Source organism: Streptomyces araujoniae, from assembly GCF_050871195.1.
Classification (GTDB): Bacteria; Actinomycetota; Actinomycetes; order Streptomycetales; family Streptomycetaceae; genus Streptomyces; species Streptomyces bacillaris.
Map to the genome: position 1 here is coordinate 5,383,259 of NZ_CP194070.1, position 17,408 is coordinate 5,400,666.

The 17,408-nt window shown below is 71.8% G+C and carries 18 protein-coding genes and 1 riboswitch; of the genes, 8 read left to right on the forward strand and 10 right to left on the reverse strand.

What is annotated here, in order from left to right; all coding sequences use genetic code 11:
- Positions 1 to 2 precede the first annotated feature (2 nt).
- Both aroA and ACQ9ZG_RS23320 read right to left on the reverse strand, forming a co-directional pair.
- Positions 3 to 1,355: a 3-phosphoshikimate 1-carboxyvinyltransferase gene (aroA, locus tag ACQ9ZG_RS23315; RefSeq protein ID WP_109916441.1), complete on the reverse strand. Its 1,353-nt coding sequence runs from the start codon at positions 1,353 to 1,355 to the stop codon at positions 3 to 5.
- Positions 1,356 to 1,481: 126 nt separating this feature from the next.
- Positions 1,482 to 2,195: a M50 family metallopeptidase gene (locus ACQ9ZG_RS23320; RefSeq protein WP_018489110.1), complete on the reverse strand. Its 714-nt coding sequence runs from the start codon at positions 2,193 to 2,195 to the stop codon at positions 1,482 to 1,484.
- Positions 2,196 to 2,248: 53 nt separating this feature from the next.
- On the opposite strand from ACQ9ZG_RS23320, the gene ACQ9ZG_RS23325 reads away from it, so the two are divergent.
- The 7 genes from ACQ9ZG_RS23325 (at position 2,249) to ACQ9ZG_RS23355 (ending at position 8,269) form a co-directional block, all read left to right on the forward strand.
- Positions 2,249 to 3,064 (forward strand): SOS response-associated peptidase, encoded by an 816-nt coding sequence (locus ACQ9ZG_RS23325; protein WP_109916442.1) that lies wholly within the window; start codon positions 2,249 to 2,251, stop codon positions 3,062 to 3,064.
- Between the two features lie 228 nt (positions 3,065 to 3,292).
- Positions 3,293 to 3,940, forward strand: coding sequence for an alpha/beta hydrolase family protein (locus ACQ9ZG_RS23330; protein WP_499281197.1), 648 nt, complete (start codon positions 3,293 to 3,295; stop codon positions 3,938 to 3,940).
- A 320-nt stretch (positions 3,941 to 4,260) separates the two neighbouring features.
- Positions 4,261 to 4,917, forward strand: a complete 657-nt coding sequence (locus ACQ9ZG_RS23335; RefSeq protein ID WP_018489107.1) for a sigma-70 family RNA polymerase sigma factor — start codon at positions 4,261 to 4,263, stop codon at positions 4,915 to 4,917.
- Positions 4,914 to 5,231, forward strand: a complete 318-nt coding sequence (gene rsrA / locus ACQ9ZG_RS23340; RefSeq protein WP_018489106.1) for a mycothiol system anti-sigma-R factor — start codon at positions 4,914 to 4,916, stop codon at positions 5,229 to 5,231. Before ACQ9ZG_RS23335 ends, rsrA begins: the two co-directional genes overlap by 4 nt.
- A 365-nt stretch (positions 5,232 to 5,596) precedes the next feature.
- Entirely contained in the window at positions 5,597 to 6,592 is a 996-nt protein-coding gene (locus ACQ9ZG_RS23345) for a tetratricopeptide repeat protein (RefSeq protein WP_028416297.1), read from the forward strand.
- Between the two features lie 120 nt (positions 6,593 to 6,712).
- Positions 6,713 to 7,351, forward strand: coding sequence for a peptide deformylase (def, locus tag ACQ9ZG_RS23350; RefSeq protein ID WP_028416298.1), 639 nt, complete (start codon positions 6,713 to 6,715; stop codon positions 7,349 to 7,351).
- A gap of 180 nt (positions 7,352 to 7,531) precedes the next feature.
- On the forward strand, positions 7,532 to 8,269 hold the full coding sequence (locus tag ACQ9ZG_RS23355) for a D-Ala-D-Ala carboxypeptidase family metallohydrolase (protein WP_026237715.1): 738 nt from the start codon (positions 7,532 to 7,534) through the stop codon (positions 8,267 to 8,269).
- A 35-nt stretch (positions 8,270 to 8,304) separates the two neighbouring features.
- Here the strand turns inward: ACQ9ZG_RS23355 and ACQ9ZG_RS23360 are convergent, their stop codons facing one another.
- Positions 8,305 to 9,312, reverse strand: a complete 1,008-nt coding sequence (locus ACQ9ZG_RS23360; protein ID WP_109914144.1) for a GlxA family transcriptional regulator — start codon at positions 9,310 to 9,312, stop codon at positions 8,305 to 8,307.
- 81 nt (positions 9,313 to 9,393) lie between these two features.
- Here ACQ9ZG_RS23360 and ACQ9ZG_RS23365 point away from each other — a divergent pair, with 81 nt between their 5' ends.
- A complete protein-coding gene (locus tag ACQ9ZG_RS23365; RefSeq protein WP_018489101.1) occupies positions 9,394 to 9,603 on the forward strand; it encodes a hypothetical protein in 210 nt (69 codons plus the stop codon).
- A gap of 8 nt (positions 9,604 to 9,611) precedes the next feature.
- On the opposite strand, the gene ACQ9ZG_RS23370 is transcribed toward ACQ9ZG_RS23365, so the two are convergent.
- From ACQ9ZG_RS23370 to ACQ9ZG_RS23400, 7 genes are all read right to left on the reverse strand, one after another.
- The gene (locus ACQ9ZG_RS23370; protein ID WP_109914143.1) at positions 9,612 to 10,412 is read right to left on the reverse strand and encodes an ABC transporter permease; all 801 of its coding nucleotides are present in this window, start codon (positions 10,410 to 10,412) and stop codon (positions 9,612 to 9,614) included.
- A gap of 6 nt (positions 10,413 to 10,418) precedes the next feature.
- On the reverse strand, positions 10,419 to 11,279 hold the full coding sequence (locus ACQ9ZG_RS23375; protein WP_181398044.1) for an ABC transporter permease: 861 nt from the start codon (positions 11,277 to 11,279) through the stop codon (positions 10,419 to 10,421).
- On the reverse strand, positions 11,276 to 12,247 hold the full coding sequence (locus tag ACQ9ZG_RS23380) for an ABC transporter ATP-binding protein (protein ID WP_109914142.1): 972 nt from the start codon (positions 12,245 to 12,247) through the stop codon (positions 11,276 to 11,278). Before ACQ9ZG_RS23380 ends, ACQ9ZG_RS23375 begins: the two co-directional genes overlap by 4 nt.
- A gap of 182 nt (positions 12,248 to 12,429) precedes the next feature.
- A complete protein-coding gene (locus tag ACQ9ZG_RS23385; protein WP_018489097.1) occupies positions 12,430 to 13,449 on the reverse strand; it encodes a ribonucleotide-diphosphate reductase subunit beta in 1,020 nt (339 codons plus the stop codon).
- On the reverse strand, positions 13,449 to 15,863 hold the full coding sequence (locus ACQ9ZG_RS23390) for a ribonucleoside-diphosphate reductase subunit alpha (RefSeq protein WP_028416302.1): 2,415 nt from the start codon (positions 15,861 to 15,863) through the stop codon (positions 13,449 to 13,451). Before ACQ9ZG_RS23390 ends, ACQ9ZG_RS23385 begins: the two co-directional genes overlap by 1 nt.
- 134 nt (positions 15,864 to 15,997) lie before the next feature.
- Positions 15,998 to 16,132, reverse strand: a riboswitch (cobalamin riboswitch).
- 52 nt (positions 16,133 to 16,184) lie between these two features.
- Complete coding sequence (locus ACQ9ZG_RS23395) at positions 16,185 to 16,694, reverse strand: GNAT family N-acetyltransferase (protein WP_109914141.1); 510 nt, start codon at positions 16,692 to 16,694, stop codon at positions 16,185 to 16,187.
- Entirely contained in the window at positions 16,694 to 17,371 is a 678-nt protein-coding gene (locus ACQ9ZG_RS23400; protein ID WP_499281198.1) for a hypothetical protein, read from the reverse strand. Before ACQ9ZG_RS23400 ends, ACQ9ZG_RS23395 begins: the two co-directional genes overlap by 1 nt.
- Positions 17,372 to 17,408: the final 37 nt, after the last annotated feature.

The window sequence follows — 17,408 nt, forward strand, 5'->3', positions numbered from 1 at the left end:
ATCTAGATCCCGAGCATCCCGGTCCACAACTGGGGGAAGTCCGGCAGGGTCTTGGCGGTGGTCCCCACGTTCTCGATCTCGACACCCTCGACCGCGAGGCCGATGATCGCCCCGGCGGTGGCCATCCGGTGGTCGTCGTAGGTGTGGAAGACGCCGCCGTGCAGCGGGCGCGGGCGGATGTGGAGCCCGTCGGCCGTCTCCGTGACGTCACCGCCCAGCTCGTTGATCTCCTTGGTGAGCGCGGCCAGCCGGTCCGTCTCGTGGAGCCGGAGGTGCGCGACGCCGCTCAGCGTGGAGGGGGAGTCGGCCAGGGCGGCGACGGCCGCGATGCCCGGGGTCAGCTCGCCGACCTCGCCGAGGTCCACGTCGATGCCGTGGATCCGGCCGGTGCCGGTGAAGGTCAGACCGCGCTCGGTCAGCTCGCAGCTGCCACCCATCGCGGTGAAGATCTCGCGCAGCGCGTCACCCGGCTGGGTGGTCCGCTCGGGCCAGTCCGGGATGGTGACCTTGCCGCCGGTCACCAGCGCCGCGGCCAGGAACGGCTGGGCGTTGGAGAGGTCCGGCTCGATCGTCAGGTCCCGGCCGAGCAGGGCGGAGGGGGAGACCCGCCACACGTTCGGCTCGCCGCCCGTCTCCGGCTCGTCCACCTGCGCGCCCACGGCCCGCAGCATGTCGACGGTCATCCGGATGTGCGGCATCGAGGGCAGGACGGAGCCGGTGTGCCGGACCTCCACGCCCTGGTTGAACCGTGGCCCCGACAGCAGCAGCGCCGAGACGAACTGCGAGGACGACGACGCGTCGATCGAGACCGGGCCGCCCTCCAGCGCCCCGCCGCCGTGCACGGTCAGCGGCAGCGCGCCGCGCCCGTCGTCGTCGATCCGCGCGCCCAGCGCCCGCAGCCCATCGATGACGCCGGTCAGCGGACGTTCGTACGAGCGGGGGTCGCCGTCGAACCGGATCGGGCCGTCGGCGAGGGTGGCGACGGGCGGCAGGAAGCGCATGACGGTGCCGGCGTTGCCGACGTCGACGGTGACCGGGCCGTGCAGCCCCGCCGGGATGACCCGCCAGGCCTCGCCGGTGCTGTCCGGGGAGGCGGCGGCGGACGGGCTGGTCGCGGACGAGGAGGAGACGGTCTCCTCGATGCCCACGCCCATCGCGCGCAGCGCCTCGGCCATCAGCAGGGTGTCGCGGGAGCGCAGCGGGCGGCGGAGCCAGCCCGGCTCGGAGGCCAGCGAAGCCAGGACCAGCGCCCGATTGGTGACCGATTTCGATCCGGGCACGGTGACGGTCGCGTCGACGGCTCCACTCGCGTGAGGTGCGGGCCAGAGGGCGGGGTGCACGGGACTCTCGGTCATGGCCAACACTTTAGTGGTTCCGCGCACAACCGGGAGCAGCGGCAAAGGGCCGGAAAACGACGCGTAACCCAACAACGGTGACGTGCGGAGAGACAGTGGTCCGGACCGGAACGGATCCCTCCGGGGCTACCAGCCCAGCAGCCAGCGCCCGCCGCCGATCAGTGAGCAGAGCGACACCGCGTGGAAGAGGAAGAGCCACAGCGCCGCCGGGGCGTGGGTCAGCCGGGCCAGCTGGTCCGCGTCCGAGTCCGGGGCACCGCCGTAGCGCCGCTTGGACTGCAGCTCGAAGGGCGGCCGCACCCCGCCCAGCAGCAGGAACCAGACCACCGCGTACGCGAACGCCGACTGCACGTCCGACGAGGTCAGCCAGGACACCAGCAGGAAGGCGGTGCCCGTCAGGATGACGGTGAGCGCCCCGTACACATTGCGGATCATCACCAGCATCGCGGCCAGCAGCGCCGTCGCGATCCACAGCAGCAGCGTGATCCGGCCGTTGGTGAGCAGCCAGGCGCCGCCCAGGCCCAGCAGCGAGGGGGCCGTGTAGCCGGCCGCCGCCGTGAGGATCATGCCGATCCCGGTCGGCCTGCCCCGGCTCACCGTCAGCCCGCTGGTGTCCGAGTGCAGCCGGATGCCGGAGAGCCGGCGCCCGGTGAGCAGGGCCACCAGGCCGTGGCCGCCCTCGTGCGCGATGGTGATGGTGTTGCGCGCGAGGCGCCATATCGGGTTCGGTACGACGGCGATGAGCGCCAGCGCAGCCGTCACCACCACCAGCCACTGTTCGGGTGCGGACTGGGTGCCGGTGAGGCGATCCCACAGGTCGCCCAGATCGGTGCTGTTCATCGGCCGGGCGACTCCTTGCGGTGGGTGCGGGCGGTCGTGGCAGTCTGGCACTTATGTGCGGAAGGTTTGCAGCCAGTCGGAAACCCGAGGACCTGAACCGGCTCTTCAGGGTCGAGAAGTGGGAGACCACCGAGACCCTGGAGCAGGACTGGAACGTGGCGCCGACCAAAGAGGTCTACGCGGTACTGGAACGTCCTGTTAAGGACGCGGACGACCGGCGTCCGGTTCGCCAGCTGCGGACCCTGAAATGGGGACTCGTCCCCTCCTGGTCGAAGACCCCCGAGGGCGCCGCCCGGATGATCAACGCCCGTTCGGAGACCGTCCACGAGAAACCCTCCTTCCGCAACGCCTTCGCCCAGCGCCGCTGCATCCTGCCCGCCGACGGCTACTACGAGTGGGTCACCGGGGCCGAGGAGCGGCAGCTGGAGGAGAAGAAGGGCAAGAAGCGGGCGCGCAAGCAGCCCTACTTCGTCACCCCCGCCGACGGCTCGGTCTTCGCGATGGCCGGACTGTACGAGTTCTGGCGCGACCCGACCCTCCCCGGCGACCACGAGAACGCCTGGTGGGTGACGTGCTCGGTGATCACCACCGAGGCCGAGACCACCCCTCTGGCCGTCGCCCCCGCCGAGGGCCCGTCGGCACTCGCGGACATCCACCCCCGGATGCCGCTGATGCTCACCCCGGACCGCTGGGACGCCTGGCTGGACCCCACGCACACCGGCCTGGACGAACTGCGCGCGCTCCTGGAGCCGCCGCCCGGCGGGATGATGCGCGCCTACCCGGTCGCCACCGCCGTCAGCAACGTCCGCAACAACGGCCCCGAACTGCTGGAGGAACTGGCCGCTCCGGAGGAGGCCACGCTGTTCTGAGGCGTGTGCTGGGCCTCGCTGCGGAGAGGGGGCGCGCGGGGCTTGCCGCGCCGAGGGGAGCATGCGGGGTCTTGCCGCGCCGAGGGGGGCACGCGGGGCCACGCCGCGCCGAGGAGGCCTGGCTGTGCCGAGGGGCGCGCCGGGACCACGCTGCCGCGAGGGCGGCGCCGGGCTTCTCCGGCGGTTCTCCTGAGGGGTCGTGAGCGGCGCCCGGGAGAGGATGGCCCCGTGAGCCGTCGACCACGTACGCAGACCGTCCCCACCGACGCCGGAGAGGCCCGGATCACCTGGTTCCGTGCCACGGCCGCCCCTGCCCGCCTCGTGCTGGCCGTGAGCCACGGGGCGGGCGGCGGCATCGAGGCCCGCGACCTCCAGGCCCTGGCCGCCGCCCTGCCCGGACACGGGGTCACCGTCGCCCTGGTGGAGCAGCCCTGGCGGGTGGCCGGGAAGAAGGTGGCGCCCGCCCCGAAGACCCTGGACACCGGCTGGCGCGGGCTGTGGCCCGCCCTGGCCGGACCGGGCCTCCCGGTCGTCGCCGGAGGCCGCAGCGCCGGAGCCCGGGTCGCCTGCCGCACGGCCACGGAGCTGGGGGCGGCGGCGGTGCTCGCCCTCAGCTTCCCGCTCCACCCGCCGGGCAGGCCGGAGAAGTCGCGGGCCGGCGAACTGCTCGGTACGGGGGTGCCCACCCTGGTCGTCCAGGGCGGCAACGACCCGTTCGGGCGGCCCGCGGAGTTCCCGCCCGGCCCGTACCGGCTGACAGAAGTCCCCTACGGGGACCATGGCTTCGCCGTACCGAAGAAGTCCGGCCTGAGCGAGGCTCAGGCGATGGCGGTCATCACCGGGGCGGTCACCGGATGGCTGACGTCACTCGGGTGACCCGGGCCACGGCCGGGCCCGCCGCCCCCGCGGCCCGCGCCCCGCGACGCGGCCCACGGGAATGCCCTGTGGAAGGGCGCTGTTGTTCGGGACGTCGGTACAACAACGTCGTACGTGGAGAGGGAGTCCGTCGCATGGGTTCGACCATCTGCCCGAGCCGCTCGAACGCCGCTGACCTGGAGTGGACGGTGCTGCCCGCGGCGAGGACCACCTCCGGGCGGACGCCGGGCGAAGCCGGTCGACAGCCCGTCCCGAAGCAAGGTCGACTATTCTCCGAGACGAGCGGGTCCGGCTTCGGCTCCGCCACATCGTTGGAGGAGGTGGGTCCGGTCACTGGGACCGACACAGGGACCGACGACGGCCGTGCACCCGAGACGCCCGCGGAGCGCAACGCGCGCTTCGAGCGGGACGCCCTCGGCTTTCTCGACCAGATGTACTCGGCCGCGCTGCGCATGACGCGCAACCCCGCCGACGCCGAGGACCTGGTCCAGGAGACCTACGCCAAGGCGTACGGCTCCTTCCACCAGTTCCGTGAGGGCACCAACCTCAAGGCGTGGATGTACCGCATCCTCACCAACACCTTCATCAACTCGTACCGCAAGAAGCAGCGCGAGCCCCAGCGCAGCGCCGCCGAGGAGATCGAGGACTGGCAGCTGGCGCGCGCCGAGTCGCACATGTCGACCGGTCTGCGCTCCGCCGAGTCCCAGGCGCTCGACCACCTCCCGGACTCCGATGTGAAGGCCGCGCTCCAGGCGATCCCCGAAGAGTTCCGCATCGCCGTCTATCTCGCCGACGTCGAGGGCTTTGCCTACAAGGAGATCGCGGACATCATGGGGACACCCATCGGTACGGTGATGTCCCGGCTGCACCGTGGCCGCCGCCAGCTGCGCGGCATGCTGGAGGACTACGCCCGTGAGCGCGGGCTCGTCGCGGCCGGCACCGGTGGTTCGGACGATCGGAAGGGCTCTGCCTCATGAACTGCGGAGAGCCGCACGAGACCGACTGCTCGGAGGTCCTCGACCATCTCTACGAGTTCCTCGACCGGGAGATGCCCGAGGGCGACTGCACCAAGTTCGAGGTGCACTTCGAGGAGTGCTCCCCGTGCCTGGAGAAGTACGGCCTGGAGCAGGCCGTGAAGAAGCTGGTCAAGCGCTGCTGCGGCCAGGACGAGGTCCCGAGTGACCTGCGCTCGAAGGTGATGGGCCGGATCGACCTGATCCGGGCCGGCGAGGCCGTGCCCGAGCAGGACATCACCCTCGGCGGCCAGGACACCGCCACAGCGCGCGAGTAGTCCTCCGCGCACCGCTTCCTGCCGTCCGCCGCCCGCCGGGTGGGCCTCACACACCCGGCCGCGGCCCCCGCGCACGCCCGCGCATCCCCGCCCTCCCCAGGATTCACGGCCCGGCCGACGCATACGGCGGCCGGTGCGGGGAAGGCATCGACGGGCCCCCGGGGCCGCTGGAGCGGCTCGGCACCGCCGCCGGACCCGACCACCGGACACCGGCCGCGAGCGCCCTCGCGAGAGCTCGGCCCGGGGCGGTCTGACCCTGGCCGGGGGTGGGTAACCCATGGGTAATGAGCGGGCGTCCGGCCGGGCATGGTTGGATGCGAAAGCAGAGCGAATACGAGGGTGTCCAGTCGGGACAGGCGGGAATCGTGAGGATCTTCGGGAAGGTACGGCATCGGCCGTCCGCCTCTTGGCGGCAGGCCACGGACCGCGCGTTCACGCTGATCGGCGACGGCCGGTACGAGGACGCGGGGGCGCTGCTGACGCGCGCGGCGGATCTGGAGCCCTGGCTCTCGGAGTCCTGGTTCAATCTGGCGCTGCTCCACAAGTTCCGGCACGACTGGGAGCAGGCGCGCGCGGCGGGCCTGCGGGCGGTCGCGCTGCTGGACCGCGAGTCCGGCGCCCCGGACTGGTGGAACGTCGGCATCGCCGCCACCGCGCTCCAGGACTGGCCGCTGGCGCGCCGGGCCTGGCAGGCGTACGGACTCAAGGTGCCCGGCGCGGGGCTGAACAGCGCGGCCACCACCGAGCCCACCGGTATGGAGCTGGGCAGCGCCGCGGTGCGGCTCTCGCCGGAGGGCGAGGCCGAGGTGGTCTGGGGCCGTCGGCTCGACCCGGCCCGGATCGAGGTGCTCTCCATCCCGCTGCCGTCCTCCGGGCGGCGCTGGGGCGAGGTCGTGCTGCACGACGGGGTGCCCAACGGGGAGCGGGTCACCGCCGCCGGGCCGACGTATCCGGTCTTCGACGAGATCGAGCTGTGGGCGCCCTCCCCGGTGCCGACCTGGGTGGTGCTGCTGGAGGCGGCCACCGAGGAGGACCGGGACGCGCTGGAGAAGCTCGCCTCGGACGCCGGGTTCGCCGCCGAGGACTGGTCCTCCTCCGTCCGGCTGCTCTGCCGGGCCTGTTCGGAGAGCCGGATGGAGAGCGACGAGGGGGACGGCGAGCACCTGGACCCGCACGACCACAGCGAGCCGGGCCACCCCGGGCCGCTCGGCCACCGTACGGCGGGCGGCGGTGACCTCTGGGTCCCCGAGCGAGAGTGCGGTCTCGCGGCCCCGGCCGGGCTGGTGCGCGGGCTGCTGGACGGCTGGGTCGCCGACAGTCCGGACAGCCGCGAGTGGCGGGATCTCGAAGAAGTCTGCTGACCGCTGCCCGTAGGCTGTACGCGCACCGATCGCGGTGCTGTTCCTCCCGCGCATCCCGGCATCCGGCCGGGTCGGGCGGGGTCACCGAGTTCAGGTTTTGCAGGAAGGCGTACGGCGGACATGTCGCAGCAGGAGACGGACGGGCGGATCGGCGTGGACGACGAGGGGTTCGTCGTCGACACCGAGGACTGCGAGGCGCGCGAGGCGGCGTACCGGGAGCGCGGCACGTCGCGCCCGATCACGGTCGTGGGCAACCCGGTGCTGCACAAGGAGTGCAAGGACGTCACCGAGTTCGACGACGAGCTGGCGAAGCTCATCGACGACATGTTCGCCAGCCAGAAGACGGCCGAGGGCGTGGGCCTGGCGGCCAACCAGATCGGCGTGGACCTCAAGGTCTTCGTCTACGACTGCCCGGACGACGACGGCAAGCGGCACACCGGCGTGGTCTGCAACCCGGTCCTGGAGGAACTGGCCCCCGAGGCGCGGGTGCTGGACGACTCCAACGAGGGCTGCCTCTCGGTCCCGACCGCGTACGCCTCGCTGGCCCGCCCCGACTACGCGGTGGTGCGCGGCCAGGACGCCGAGGGCAACCCGATCCGGGTCCGGGGCACCGGCTACTTCGCGCGCTGCCTCCAGCACGAGACGGACCACCTGTACGGCTACCTGTACATCGACCGGCTCTCCAAGCGCGACCGCAAGGACGCGCTGCGGCAGATGGAAGAGGGCACGCCGCGCTACGAGACGGTCCCCAACGCCTGAGGGCGCGCGCCTGCGGAACGAGGCGGTCCGGCACCGGCCGGGCCGCCTTTCCGCTGCCCGCCCGGCCCTGGCCGCACGCCACGCCTGGCAGCTAACTGCCGTTTACCTGTGGATAGTTGACGCGCGTCGACCCGCTCCGCCAGGCTCGCCCCACAGCGACCGTGATCGAGAGGGAGCCCCATGCCGAAACGCGCCGCACGCGTTCTGCTCGGACTTGTCATGACCATTACCTTCGCGTTGGGCGGGGTGGTGTTGACCGCGGGCCCCGCGCAGGCCGACGGCTGTTACACCTGGACCCGCACGCTGAAGGCCGGGGCCACCGGCAACGACGTCACACAGCTCCAGATCCGGGTCGCCGGCTGGCCCGGCTACAACTCCGTGCTGGCGATCGACGGTTCCTACGGCCCGGCCACCACCGCCGCCGTCAAGCGGTTCCAGGCGGCCTACGGCCTGGCCGCCGACGGGGTCGCGGGCCCGGCCACGCAGGCCAAGATCTACGCGCTCCAGGACAACGACTGCACCCCGGTCCACTTCACGTACCCCGAGCTGAACAAGTGCAACAGCACCTGGGCGGGCGGCAAGGTCGCGGCGGGTACGGCGAAGGCCAACGCGCTGAGCAGCATGTGGAAGCTGGAGGCGCTGCGCCACGCGCTCGGCGACAAGTCCATCCGGGTCACCAGCGGTTTCCGCTCCGCCTCCTGCAACGCGGCGGTCGGCGGGGCCTCCAACAGCCGCCACATGTACGGTGACGCGGTCGACCTCGGCGCCTCGCCGCACTCCCTGTGCACACTGGCCAAGCAGGCCCGCTACCACGGCTTCCGCGGGATCCTCGGCCCGGGCTACAGCGGCCACAACGACCACGTGCACGTCAACCAGGGCCCCAACCGCCACTGGTCGGCCCCCAGCTGCGGCGTCTGACCTCCAGCGCTCCGCCGCGCCCGGCGTCCGCCCCCTCAGGCGACGCCGGGCATCGCGCGTTCCGGGTCCGCTCCCGGCCCTGCTCCCGGCCCCGGCCCCCGGAAGGTCCGGCGGTACGCGTTCGGGGTCGTCCCGAGCGTCCGCACGAACTGGTGGCGCAGGGTCGCGGCCGTGCCGAACCCGGTCTGCGAGGCGATCGTGTCGATCGTCCGGTCCGAGGTCTCCAGCAGATGCTGGGCCAGCAGCACCCGCTGCCGCAGCAGCCAGCGGTACGGCGTCGTCCCGGTCTCCTGCTGGAAGCGGCGGGCGAAGGTGCGCGGCGACATGTGCGCCAGCGCCGCGAGCTGCTCCACCGACATCTCCCGGTCGAGGTGGCTCTCCATCCACGCCAGTGTGGAGCCGACGGTGTCGCACGCGTTCCGGGGCAGCGGCCGGTTGATGTACTGCGCCTGCCCGCCGTCCCGGTGCGGCGGCACCACCATCCGCCGGGCGATGGTGTTGGCCGCGTCCTGCCCGTACGCCTGGCGCACGAGGTGGAGGCAGGCGTCGATGCCCGACGCGGTCCCGGCCGAGGTGATCACGGACCCCTCGTCCACGTACAGCACGTCCGGCTCCACGATCGCCTTCGGGTAGCGGCGCGCCAGCTCCGCCGCATGGCGCCAGTGCGTGGTGCAGCGGCGCCCGTCCAGCAGCCCCGCCGCCCCGAGGACGTACGCCCCCGAGCAGACGCTCAGCACGCGCGCCCCGCGCTCCACGGCCCGCCGCAGCGCCTCCAGGACCTCGTCGGGGTACTCCCGCTCCATGAAGCGACTGCCCGCCGGTACGGCGACGAGGTCGGCCTCCTCCAGCCGCTCCAGCCCGTGGGGCGTACTGATGGTGAACCCCGCATGGGTGCTGAGCACCGGGCCCTCGGCGGAGACGACGGCGAAGTCGTGGACGGGCAGGCCCTCTTCGCTCCGGTCCAGCCCGAAGACCTCGCTCAGCACGCCGAGTTCGAAGGGGTGGACCTCGTCGAGCAGCAGGACGGCGACGTTGTGCAGCATGGAGGCAGTGTGGCAGTAATTCGATGCTGTGTGGCAGTGCTGCCACTGACGAAAAGTCCTCGGGCGGACGAGGGTGGAGCCATGAACCTCTTCCTGGACTACCTCACCGTGACCGCCCTCTTCGCTTTCGTCGCCCTCCCGGCCGTTGTCGGCCTCCTGCGGGAGCACCGCATCACCCGCCAACTGCGCGATGCGGAGCGGAGGGAGGCGGCACCCACGGGAACGGCGGGTGCCGCGCGACCCGGCGGGGTCACGCGGCACCTGAGCGGGCGGAGCTGGGCGAAGGCCTAGCGCCCCGCTCAGTGCCCGCTGCTCTCGTAGTGGCGGGACTGCCGTTCCCAGAAGCGGTACGCCGCGTACATGAGCACGACGCCGATGGCGGGGGCGCCCCAGGCGAGCCATTCGGGCACGGCGAGTTCCTCTCCCCGGTCCATCAGCACGGTCGCCGGGAGGTAGGCGACGAAGGCCAGGGGGAAGACGAAGGTCAGCCCGAAGCCGGCCACCGGGCCGAAGATCTTCAGCGGGTAGTTGCCGAAGTCGCTGAAGATCATGTCGATGGCGAACTTGATGGGGGAGACCCGCTTCATCCGGAAGACCAGCGCGGAGGCGGCCAGTTGCAGGGAACCCTCCACCAGCGCACCGCCTACCACCGCGAGCGCGAGGAAGCCGACGGCCCCCGGCGACCAGTCGACCGGGGCGGAGGCCGAGGCGATGGAGAGGAGGACCGCTCCGCCCGCCAGGTCGCCGAGGGAGCTGAGCCGCACCCTGCGGGTGAGGAGCTGGACCAGCGGCGGCACCGGGCGGACGAGATAGCGGTCGTACTCGCCCTCGACGACGACCTCGTCGACGTGGATCAGCTGGTGACCGGGGAGCAGCCACAGACCGTGGGCGGTCAGCCTGATCCCGTACAGGAAGGCGATCTCGCCCAGCCCCCAGCCGCCGACCTGCCCGAAGCGGTCCAGCACCGCCCAGATGAAGGCCAGCCCGACGCCCTGGTAGAACAGGCCGCCGATGATGTTGACGAACAGGTTCCCCCGGTACTGGAACTCGGCCCGGAACGCCGCACCGGCCAGCAGCAGATAGACCCGTGGACCTCGCATCGTCCCTCAGCCCCCCTGCGACATGACGCGGCGCCGGGCGCGTGACCAGACGTACGCGGCCAGGGCGCCGAGCGCGCCGATCCACGCGAGCTGGACCCCGAGGGCGGCCAGGATGCCCGTGCCCTCGACCTGGCCCAGGTACACGGCCGCCGGGGTGTAGGCGGTGGCCTGGAAGGGCAGCCACTCCGCCGCCGCCCGGACCGGTCCCGGCATGAACCACAGCGGGACCAGGGCCCCGGAGAAGAACTGGGCCACGAAGCGGTAGGCCATGTGGGCGCCGCTCACCTCCAGGGTCCAGAAGGAGACCAGGCCGAGCAGCAGCCCGAGCAACTGGTTCACCAGCAGCGCGCCGATGAGCGCCACGGGGTAGGCGAACCCCGCCGCCGCGGAGGCGGGCGCCTGGCCCGCGCCGATCAGCAGCGCGAACGGCAGGGCCACCAGCAGGACCGGGACCGCGGCCGACGCCCACCCGAGCTGGCCGGCGAGCATCTGCCCGGGGAAGCCGACGGGCCGCAGCAGGTCCACGGCGACCTTGCCCTCCCGGACCCGCTGGTCGATGGGGGAGGACCGCCACGGGCTGACCAGCTGGTACTGGAGCGCCGTCAGGGTCGCGTACGCCGTCATGGTGGCGAGGCTGCGTCCGTCCACCTCCGCACGGCCGTCGTAGAGGGCCTTCCAGACCACGGTCAGCAGCCAGATCTGGAGGAGCATCATCACGAAGGACGACAGATAGGCCGTGCGGTAGGTGAGGGCGGCCCGGAACTCCATCCGGGCGCAGGCGAGATGGGCCCGCAGCAGCGTTCCGAGCGGCTGTCCCGCGGAGGCGGGGGGCGTCCTCGCCGCGGTGGGGGCCGGTGCGGCGGTCATCCGCGGTCCGCGTAGATCCGGTGGATGACGCTCTCCAGCTCGGGTTCCACGATCGAGAGGTCGGTCACCCGGTGCTGCGCCAGGACCGCCGCCACCAGTTCGGCGGGCGGGGTGCGTACGGGGTCGAAGCGCAGCCACACCCTGCCGTCCTCCCGGCGGACGACCTCCGCGCCCTCGACGCTCTCCAGCCGGTCGGTCTGCACGACGAGTTCGCGGTGCGGGGCGTAGCGGGTCTTCAGCTCGTCCACCGCGCCGTCGTAGGCGACCTTGCCGTGGTCGATGAGGACGATCCGGTCGCAGAGCTCCTCGACGTCGTCCAGGTCGTGGGTGGTGAGGACGACCGTCGTGCCCGACTCCCGGTTCAGCTCCCCGACGAAGGTGCGTATCCGCTCCTTGGCGATGACGTCCAGCCCGACCGTCGGCTCGTCCAGGTAGAGGATGTCCGGGTCGTAGAGCATCGCGGCGGCGAGGTCGCCGCGCATCCGCTGGCCCAGGGAGAGCTGGCGGACGGGGGTGTCGAGGAACGGGCCCAGGTCCAGCACCTCGCTGAACTCCCGCTGCCTCTCGCGGAACCGGGCCTCCGGCACGTCGTAGAGACGGCCGATCAGCCAGAGCGAGTCGCGCAGGGGCAGGTCCCACCAGAGCTGGCTGCGCTGGCCGAAGACCACGCCTATCCGGCGGGCGTTGCGGGACCGGTCCCGCCAGGGCGTGGCACCGGCGACCGTGACCGTGCCGGAGGTGGGGACGAGGATGCCGGTGAGCATCTTGATGGTGGTGGACTTCCCCGCGCCGTTGGGGCCGAGATAGCCGACCATCTCGCCCCGCTCGACCGTGAAGTCGACGCCGTCGACCGCGCGCTTCACGGTCCGCTCACGGGTCAGGAGCGTGCGGATGCCGGCGAAGGCGCCCTCCTGCCGTTTGGGCCGACTGAACTCCTTGACGAGGTCTGCCACTTCGATGACGGGCATGTACGCCTCTCTGAGCGAGCTGGGCCCGGTCGGGCGTGATCGATCTGAGAGTGTGCACGCCAAGGCTTGGTCCAGTCCAAGTGTTTTCTCCGTTCGGCCGGTTCTCGTCATGCCGTCAGGGGACGCGGAAGGCCCCACCGTGCTCCGCGGCACGGTGGGGCCTTTCAGGTTCTGGAACGGGCCTAGAAGTCGTCGTCGAACCCGACCGAGCCCTCCACCGCCACCTGGTAGGCGGACGGGCGGCGCTCGAAGAAGTTCGTCAGCTCCTGGACGCCCTGCAGCTCCATGAAGGAGAACGGGTTCTCCGAGCCGTACACCGTCGGGAAGCCCAGGCGGGCCAGCCGCTGGTCGGCGACGCACTCCAGGTACTGGCGCATCGACTCGGTGTTCATGCCCGGCAGACCCTCGCCGCACAGGTCGCGGCCGAACTGCAGCTCCGCCTCGACGGCCTCCTTCAGCATGTCGGTGACCTGCTGCTGGAGCGCGTCGTCGAAGAGCTCGGGCTCCTCCTTGCGGACGGTGTCCACGACCTCGAAGGCGAAGTTCATGTGCATCGTCTCGTCACGGAAGACCCAGTTGGTGCCCGTGGCGAGGCCGTGCAGCAGGCCGCGCGAGCGGAACCAGTAGACGTACGCGAAGGCGCCGTAGAAGAACAGCCCCTCGATGCACGCCGCGAAGCAGATCAGGTTCAGCAGGAAGCGACGGCGGTCGGCCTTCGTCTCCAGGCGGTCGATCGTCTCGACCGAGTCCATCCACTTGAAGCAGAACTGCGCCTTCTCGCGGATGGAGGGGATCTCCTCGACCGCGTCGAACGCCGCCGCCCGGTCGTCCGGGTCGGGCAGGTAGGTGTCCAGCAGCGTCAGATAGAACTGGACGTGCACGGCCTCCTCGAAGAGCTGCCGCGACAGGTACAGCCGCGCCTCGGGGGAGTTGATGTGCTTGTACAGCGTCAGCACGAGGTTGTTGGAGACGATCGAGTCGCCGGTCGCGAAGAACGCCACCAGCCGGCCGATCATGTGCTGCTCACCCGGCGACAGCTTGGCGAGGTCGGCCACGTCCGAGTGGAGGTCGACCTCCTCCACGGTCCAGGTGTTCTTGATCGCGTCCCGGTAGCGCTCGTAGAAGTCCGGGTACCGCATGGGACGCAGGGTCAGCTCGAATCCCGGGTCGAGCAGGTTCTTCTCGTTGTTCGTGGTGCTCATTACTGGCAGGCCTCGCAGGACTCGGGGTTTTCGAGGGAGCAGGCGATGGCGTCCGCGTCGGGAGCCGTCGCCTGCTGTACGGGAATGGGGGCGGCGGCCGCCGCCTGGCCGGACGCGGCACGGGCGATCCGGGTCGCCGGGCGCGAGCGGAGGTAGTACGTCGTCTTCAGCCCCTGCTTCCAGGCGTACGCGTACATCGAGGAGAGCTTGCCGATCGTCGGCGTCTCCAGGAACAGGTTGAGCGACTGGCTCTGGTCGAGGAACGGCGTACGGGCCGCCGCCATGTCGATCAGACCGCGCTGCGGGATCTCCCACGCCGTGCGGTACAGCGCCCGCACGTCCTCGGGGATCCAGGCGAAGCCCTGGACCGAGCCGCTGGCCTCGCGCAGCGCCTCACGGGTGCGGGCGTCCCACACGCCGAGCTTCTTCAGCTCGTCCACCAGGTAGGCGTTCACCTGGAGGAACTCGCCGCTGAGCGTCTCGCGCTTGAACAGGTTGGAGACCTGCGGCTCGATGCACTCGTACACACCGGCGATCGAGGCGATCGTCGCGGTCGGCGCGATGGCGAGCAGCAGCGAGTTGCGCATGCCGGTCTTCGCGACCCGGGCGCGCAGGGCGTCCCAGCGCTCCGGCCAGTTCAGCTCGGTGTCGTAGTGGTCGGGGTGGAGCACACCGCGCGCGGCACGCGTCTCCGACCACGCGGGCAGCGGGCCCGAGCGCTCGGCCAGGTCGCAGGAGGCCTCGTACGCCGCGAGCATGATGCGCTCGGCGATCTGCGTGGAGAGGGCGCGGGCCCGCGGGGAGTCGAACGGCAGGCGCAGCTGGAAGAAGACGTCCTGGAGGCCCATGGCGCCCAGGCCGACCGGCCGCCAGCGGGAGTTGGAGTTCCCGGCCTGCTCGGTCGGGTAGAAGTTGATGTCGACGACCCGGTCGAGGAAGGTCACGGCCGTACGGACGGTGGCGTCCAGGCGCTCCCAGTCGATCGAGCCGTTGGCCACGAACGCGCCCAGGTTGACCGAGCCCAGGTTGCAGACGGCCGTCTCGCCGTCGTTGGTGACCTCCAGGATCTCCGTGCACAGGTTCGAGGAGTGCACGACCCGGCCCGGCTCGGCGGTCTGGTTCGCGGTCCGGTTGGAGGCGTCCTTGAACGTCATCCACCCCTGGCCGGTCTGGGCGAGGGTCCGCATCATCCGGCCGTACAGCTCACGCGCCGGCATCGTCTTGCGGGCCAGGCCCTTGGCCTCGGCCGCGCGGTAGGCCGCGTCGAACTCGTCGCCCCACAGGTCGACCAGCTCGGGCACGTCGGCGGGGGAGAACAGCGACCACTCGGTGTCCGCGTCGACGCGGCGCATGAACTCGTCCGGGATCCAGTGCGCCAGGTTGAGGTTGTGCGTACGCCGCTGGTCCTCACCCGTGTTGTCGCGCAGCTCCAGGAACTCCTCGATGTCCGCGTGCCAGGTCTCCAGGTAGACCGCCGCCGCGCCCTTGCGCCGGCCGCCCTGGTTCACCGCCGCCACGGAGGCGTCCAGCGTCTTGAGGAACGGCACGATGCCGTTGGAGTGCCCGTTGGTGCCCCGGATCAGCGAACCCCGGGCGCGGATACGGGAGTAGGAGAGGCCGATGCCGCCCGCGTGCTTCGACAGACGCGCCACCTGGTGGTAGCGGTCGTAGATCGAGTCCAGCTCGTCCTTGGGGGAGTCCAGCAGATAGCAGGAGGACATCTGCGGGTGCCGGGTGCCGGAGTTGAAGAGCGTGGGGGAGGAGGGGAGGTAGTCCAGTTTGCTCATCAGCCCGTAGAGCGCGGCGACCTCGTCCAGCGCGCGCACCGACTCGTCCTCGGCGAGGCCCGCGGCCACGCGCAGCATGAAGTGCTGCGGGGTCTCGATGACCTGACGGGTGAGCGGGTGGCGCAGCAGGTAACGGCTGTGCAGCGTACGGAGGCCGAAGTAGCCGAAGCGGTCGTCCGCGCCCTCGGCCAGCGTCCGCTCCACCAGCGCGTCCAGCGCCTCGGCGTGCAGCTCCACGAAGGCGGCGGTGCGGTCCGCGATCAGGCCCTCGCGGTGGCCGACGGCGACCGAGGCGGAGAAGGACGTGGCGCCCTGGCTCGCGGCCTCCTCGGCGATCGTCCGGGTCAGCAGCCGGGCGGCGAGCCTGGAGTACGCCGGGTCCTCGGAGATCAGGCCCGCCGCCGCCTCGGTGGCCAGCGTGCGCAACTCGGCCTCGTCGGAGCGGGCGTTGCGCCCGCGGAGCGCGGAGGCGGCGACCCGTCCGGGGTCGGTGTCGGGCAGATCGACGGTGAGGTCGGTCAGGGTCCGCAGCAGGGCGGTCCCGGGTCCGTCGGTCGTGCCTTCTCCGGACGCGGTGGAGGCAGCGGATTCGGTGGCTGAAACCGGATCGGCGGGCGCGATGGTCACTGGGCTTTCCCTCGCTCGGCTGGGGGCCGGCGGCGAGCGGGGAAACCGGGCAGCACGATGCCTGACAAGGCAGCACTGCTACGGCGTCCACCGGCCCATCCGCGAGGCCCGGACGTCTACCGTCCGGTTCGGGCGAGCCGGACGTACTGTCGACAGGTCTTCGGACTTCGGGTGTGCAAAAGCACACTGATCACACCGTTGCGGGACAGTTCCGGATTCGCACCGGATTCCCCTGCGGCGACAGCGAGGTCGAGCATACATGTGGGGGCCGCCAGATGATGCGGCCCCCACATGTTGTGTCGCGTTGATTGCTTGCGCCCTTCAGGAGGCCGTCTCCAGCTCCAGCCGGAAGGTCATGAGGCGCAGGCCAGGAACCGGCTCCCAGTCCCGCTCAGGGGTCCGCAGAAAGCCGAGCCGACGGTAGATCCTATGGGCCGGGAGCATGGCCGGCTGCGTCGACAGCACCAGCCCCCGGACGCCCTCGGCGGACCGGGCCCGCTCGACGCACGCCCGGACGAGCGCCTCTCCCACGCCCCGTCCCCGCCCGGCGCGGGCCACGGCGAGCATCCGGAACTCGGCCTCGTCCGGACCGGAGATATCGCGCCACGGAGTGCCGGGAGCGGCATACGTCACACCCCCGACCACCACCCCGTCCGCGTCGAGCGCCACGAGCACCTCGGCCTCGGCCGCCCGCTGTGCCACCGCCCGCAGTTTGAGGAGGTAGGGGTCCGCCGGGCCGTCCAGCAGACCGTCGCCGAGGTAGGCCTCGGCGATGATCTCGCCGAGTACGGCGTACTCGGCGGGCTCCGCCACCCTGATCGTCAGATCCATCAGCCGCTCGCTCCCACCTCGTTGTCCGGGGCACCGTCGCCCACCGGCGGCAGGTCGCCGCGCTCGACGGGCCGTTGTCCAAAGCCGCCCCCGGCGGGCGGCAGCACCCGGTCCAGCTCGTGGTCGTCGGCGCGGTGGGCGGCCCGCGCCGCCGACCGCAGCGTCGCCCGGTCCACCCTCTCGCGCGCCCCGCTCACCGTGATCACGAGCCCGCCCCGCTCCCGGGCGTACGCGTGGTCCGACTCCGTGGCCCGGTACCAGTGTTCGCCGTCCCGCTCGCACGTCTCCGGGGGCTCCGTGCCGCCGGCGGGCGCGGCGGCACCCGTGCACTCCGCCACGGCGTGCGGGCGGCGTTCCACCGACAGCTGGAACAGACCGCCGTCCGGCGCGGTGTAGGAGCTGCCGAACCCGTCGTCACCGAGCACCCCGACCGACTGGCGCGCCAGGGCGTAGCCCGCGGCCCCGGTCACCCAGACATGGTCCGTGACGAGCTGCGCCGCGCCCGCCCGCGCCTCCAGCTCCGCCCGGTCGGGCACCGGTCCGGCCGAAGGGCTCCGCTCCGCCGCCGGCTCCGAACCGGGCGCCGGCGCGGTGCCGCAGCCCGTGACCGCCGCCAGTGCCAGGGCCGCGGCCAGGAGGAGGGGGCGGAGCCGGGGCCGCCGGATGTGCGATGCCATGGGCACATCCTTTCGTACGGTCGGGGCTCCGCGCACC

What these genes read in the sequence shown, in the direction of transcription:
- def (WP_028416298.1), top strand. Translation starts at nt 6,713, where the DNA reads ATGTCGCAGCAGGAGACGGACGGGCGGATCGGCGTGGACGACGAGGGG.
- ACQ9ZG_RS23370 (WP_109914143.1), bottom strand. Translation starts at nt 10,412, where the DNA reads ATGCGAGGTCCACGGGTCTATCTGCTGCTGGCCGGTGCGGCGTTCCGG.
- ACQ9ZG_RS23360 (WP_109914144.1), bottom strand. Translation starts at nt 9,312, where the DNA reads ATGCTGCACAACGTCGCCGTCCTGCTGCTCGACGAGGTCCACCCCTTC.
- aroA (WP_109916441.1), bottom strand. Translation starts at nt 1,355, where the DNA reads ATGACCGAGAGTCCCGTGCACCCCGCCCTCTGGCCCGCACCTCACGCG.
- ACQ9ZG_RS23355 (WP_026237715.1), top strand. Translation starts at nt 7,532, where the DNA reads ATGCCGAAACGCGCCGCACGCGTTCTGCTCGGACTTGTCATGACCATT.
- ACQ9ZG_RS23400 (WP_499281198.1), bottom strand. Translation starts at nt 17,371, where the DNA reads ATGGCATCGCACATCCGGCGGCCCCGGCTCCGCCCCCTCCTCCTGGCC.
- ACQ9ZG_RS23375 (WP_181398044.1), bottom strand. Translation starts at nt 11,279, where the DNA reads ATGACCGCCGCACCGGCCCCCACCGCGGCGAGGACGCCCCCCGCCTCC.
- ACQ9ZG_RS23380 (WP_109914142.1), bottom strand. Translation starts at nt 12,247, where the DNA reads ATGCCCGTCATCGAAGTGGCAGACCTCGTCAAGGAGTTCAGTCGGCCC.
- ACQ9ZG_RS23320 (WP_018489110.1), bottom strand. Translation starts at nt 2,195, where the DNA reads ATGAACAGCACCGATCTGGGCGACCTGTGGGATCGCCTCACCGGCACC.
- ACQ9ZG_RS23395 (WP_109914141.1), bottom strand. Translation starts at nt 16,694, where the DNA reads ATGGATCTGACGATCAGGGTGGCGGAGCCCGCCGAGTACGCCGTACTC.
- rsrA (WP_018489106.1), top strand. Translation starts at nt 4,914, where the DNA reads ATGAACTGCGGAGAGCCGCACGAGACCGACTGCTCGGAGGTCCTCGAC.
- ACQ9ZG_RS23325 (WP_109916442.1), top strand. Translation starts at nt 2,249, where the DNA reads ATGTGCGGAAGGTTTGCAGCCAGTCGGAAACCCGAGGACCTGAACCGG.
- ACQ9ZG_RS23365 (WP_018489101.1), top strand. Translation starts at nt 9,394, where the DNA reads ATGAACCTCTTCCTGGACTACCTCACCGTGACCGCCCTCTTCGCTTTC.
- ACQ9ZG_RS23385 (WP_018489097.1), bottom strand. Translation starts at nt 13,449, where the DNA reads ATGAGCACCACGAACAACGAGAAGAACCTGCTCGACCCGGGATTCGAG.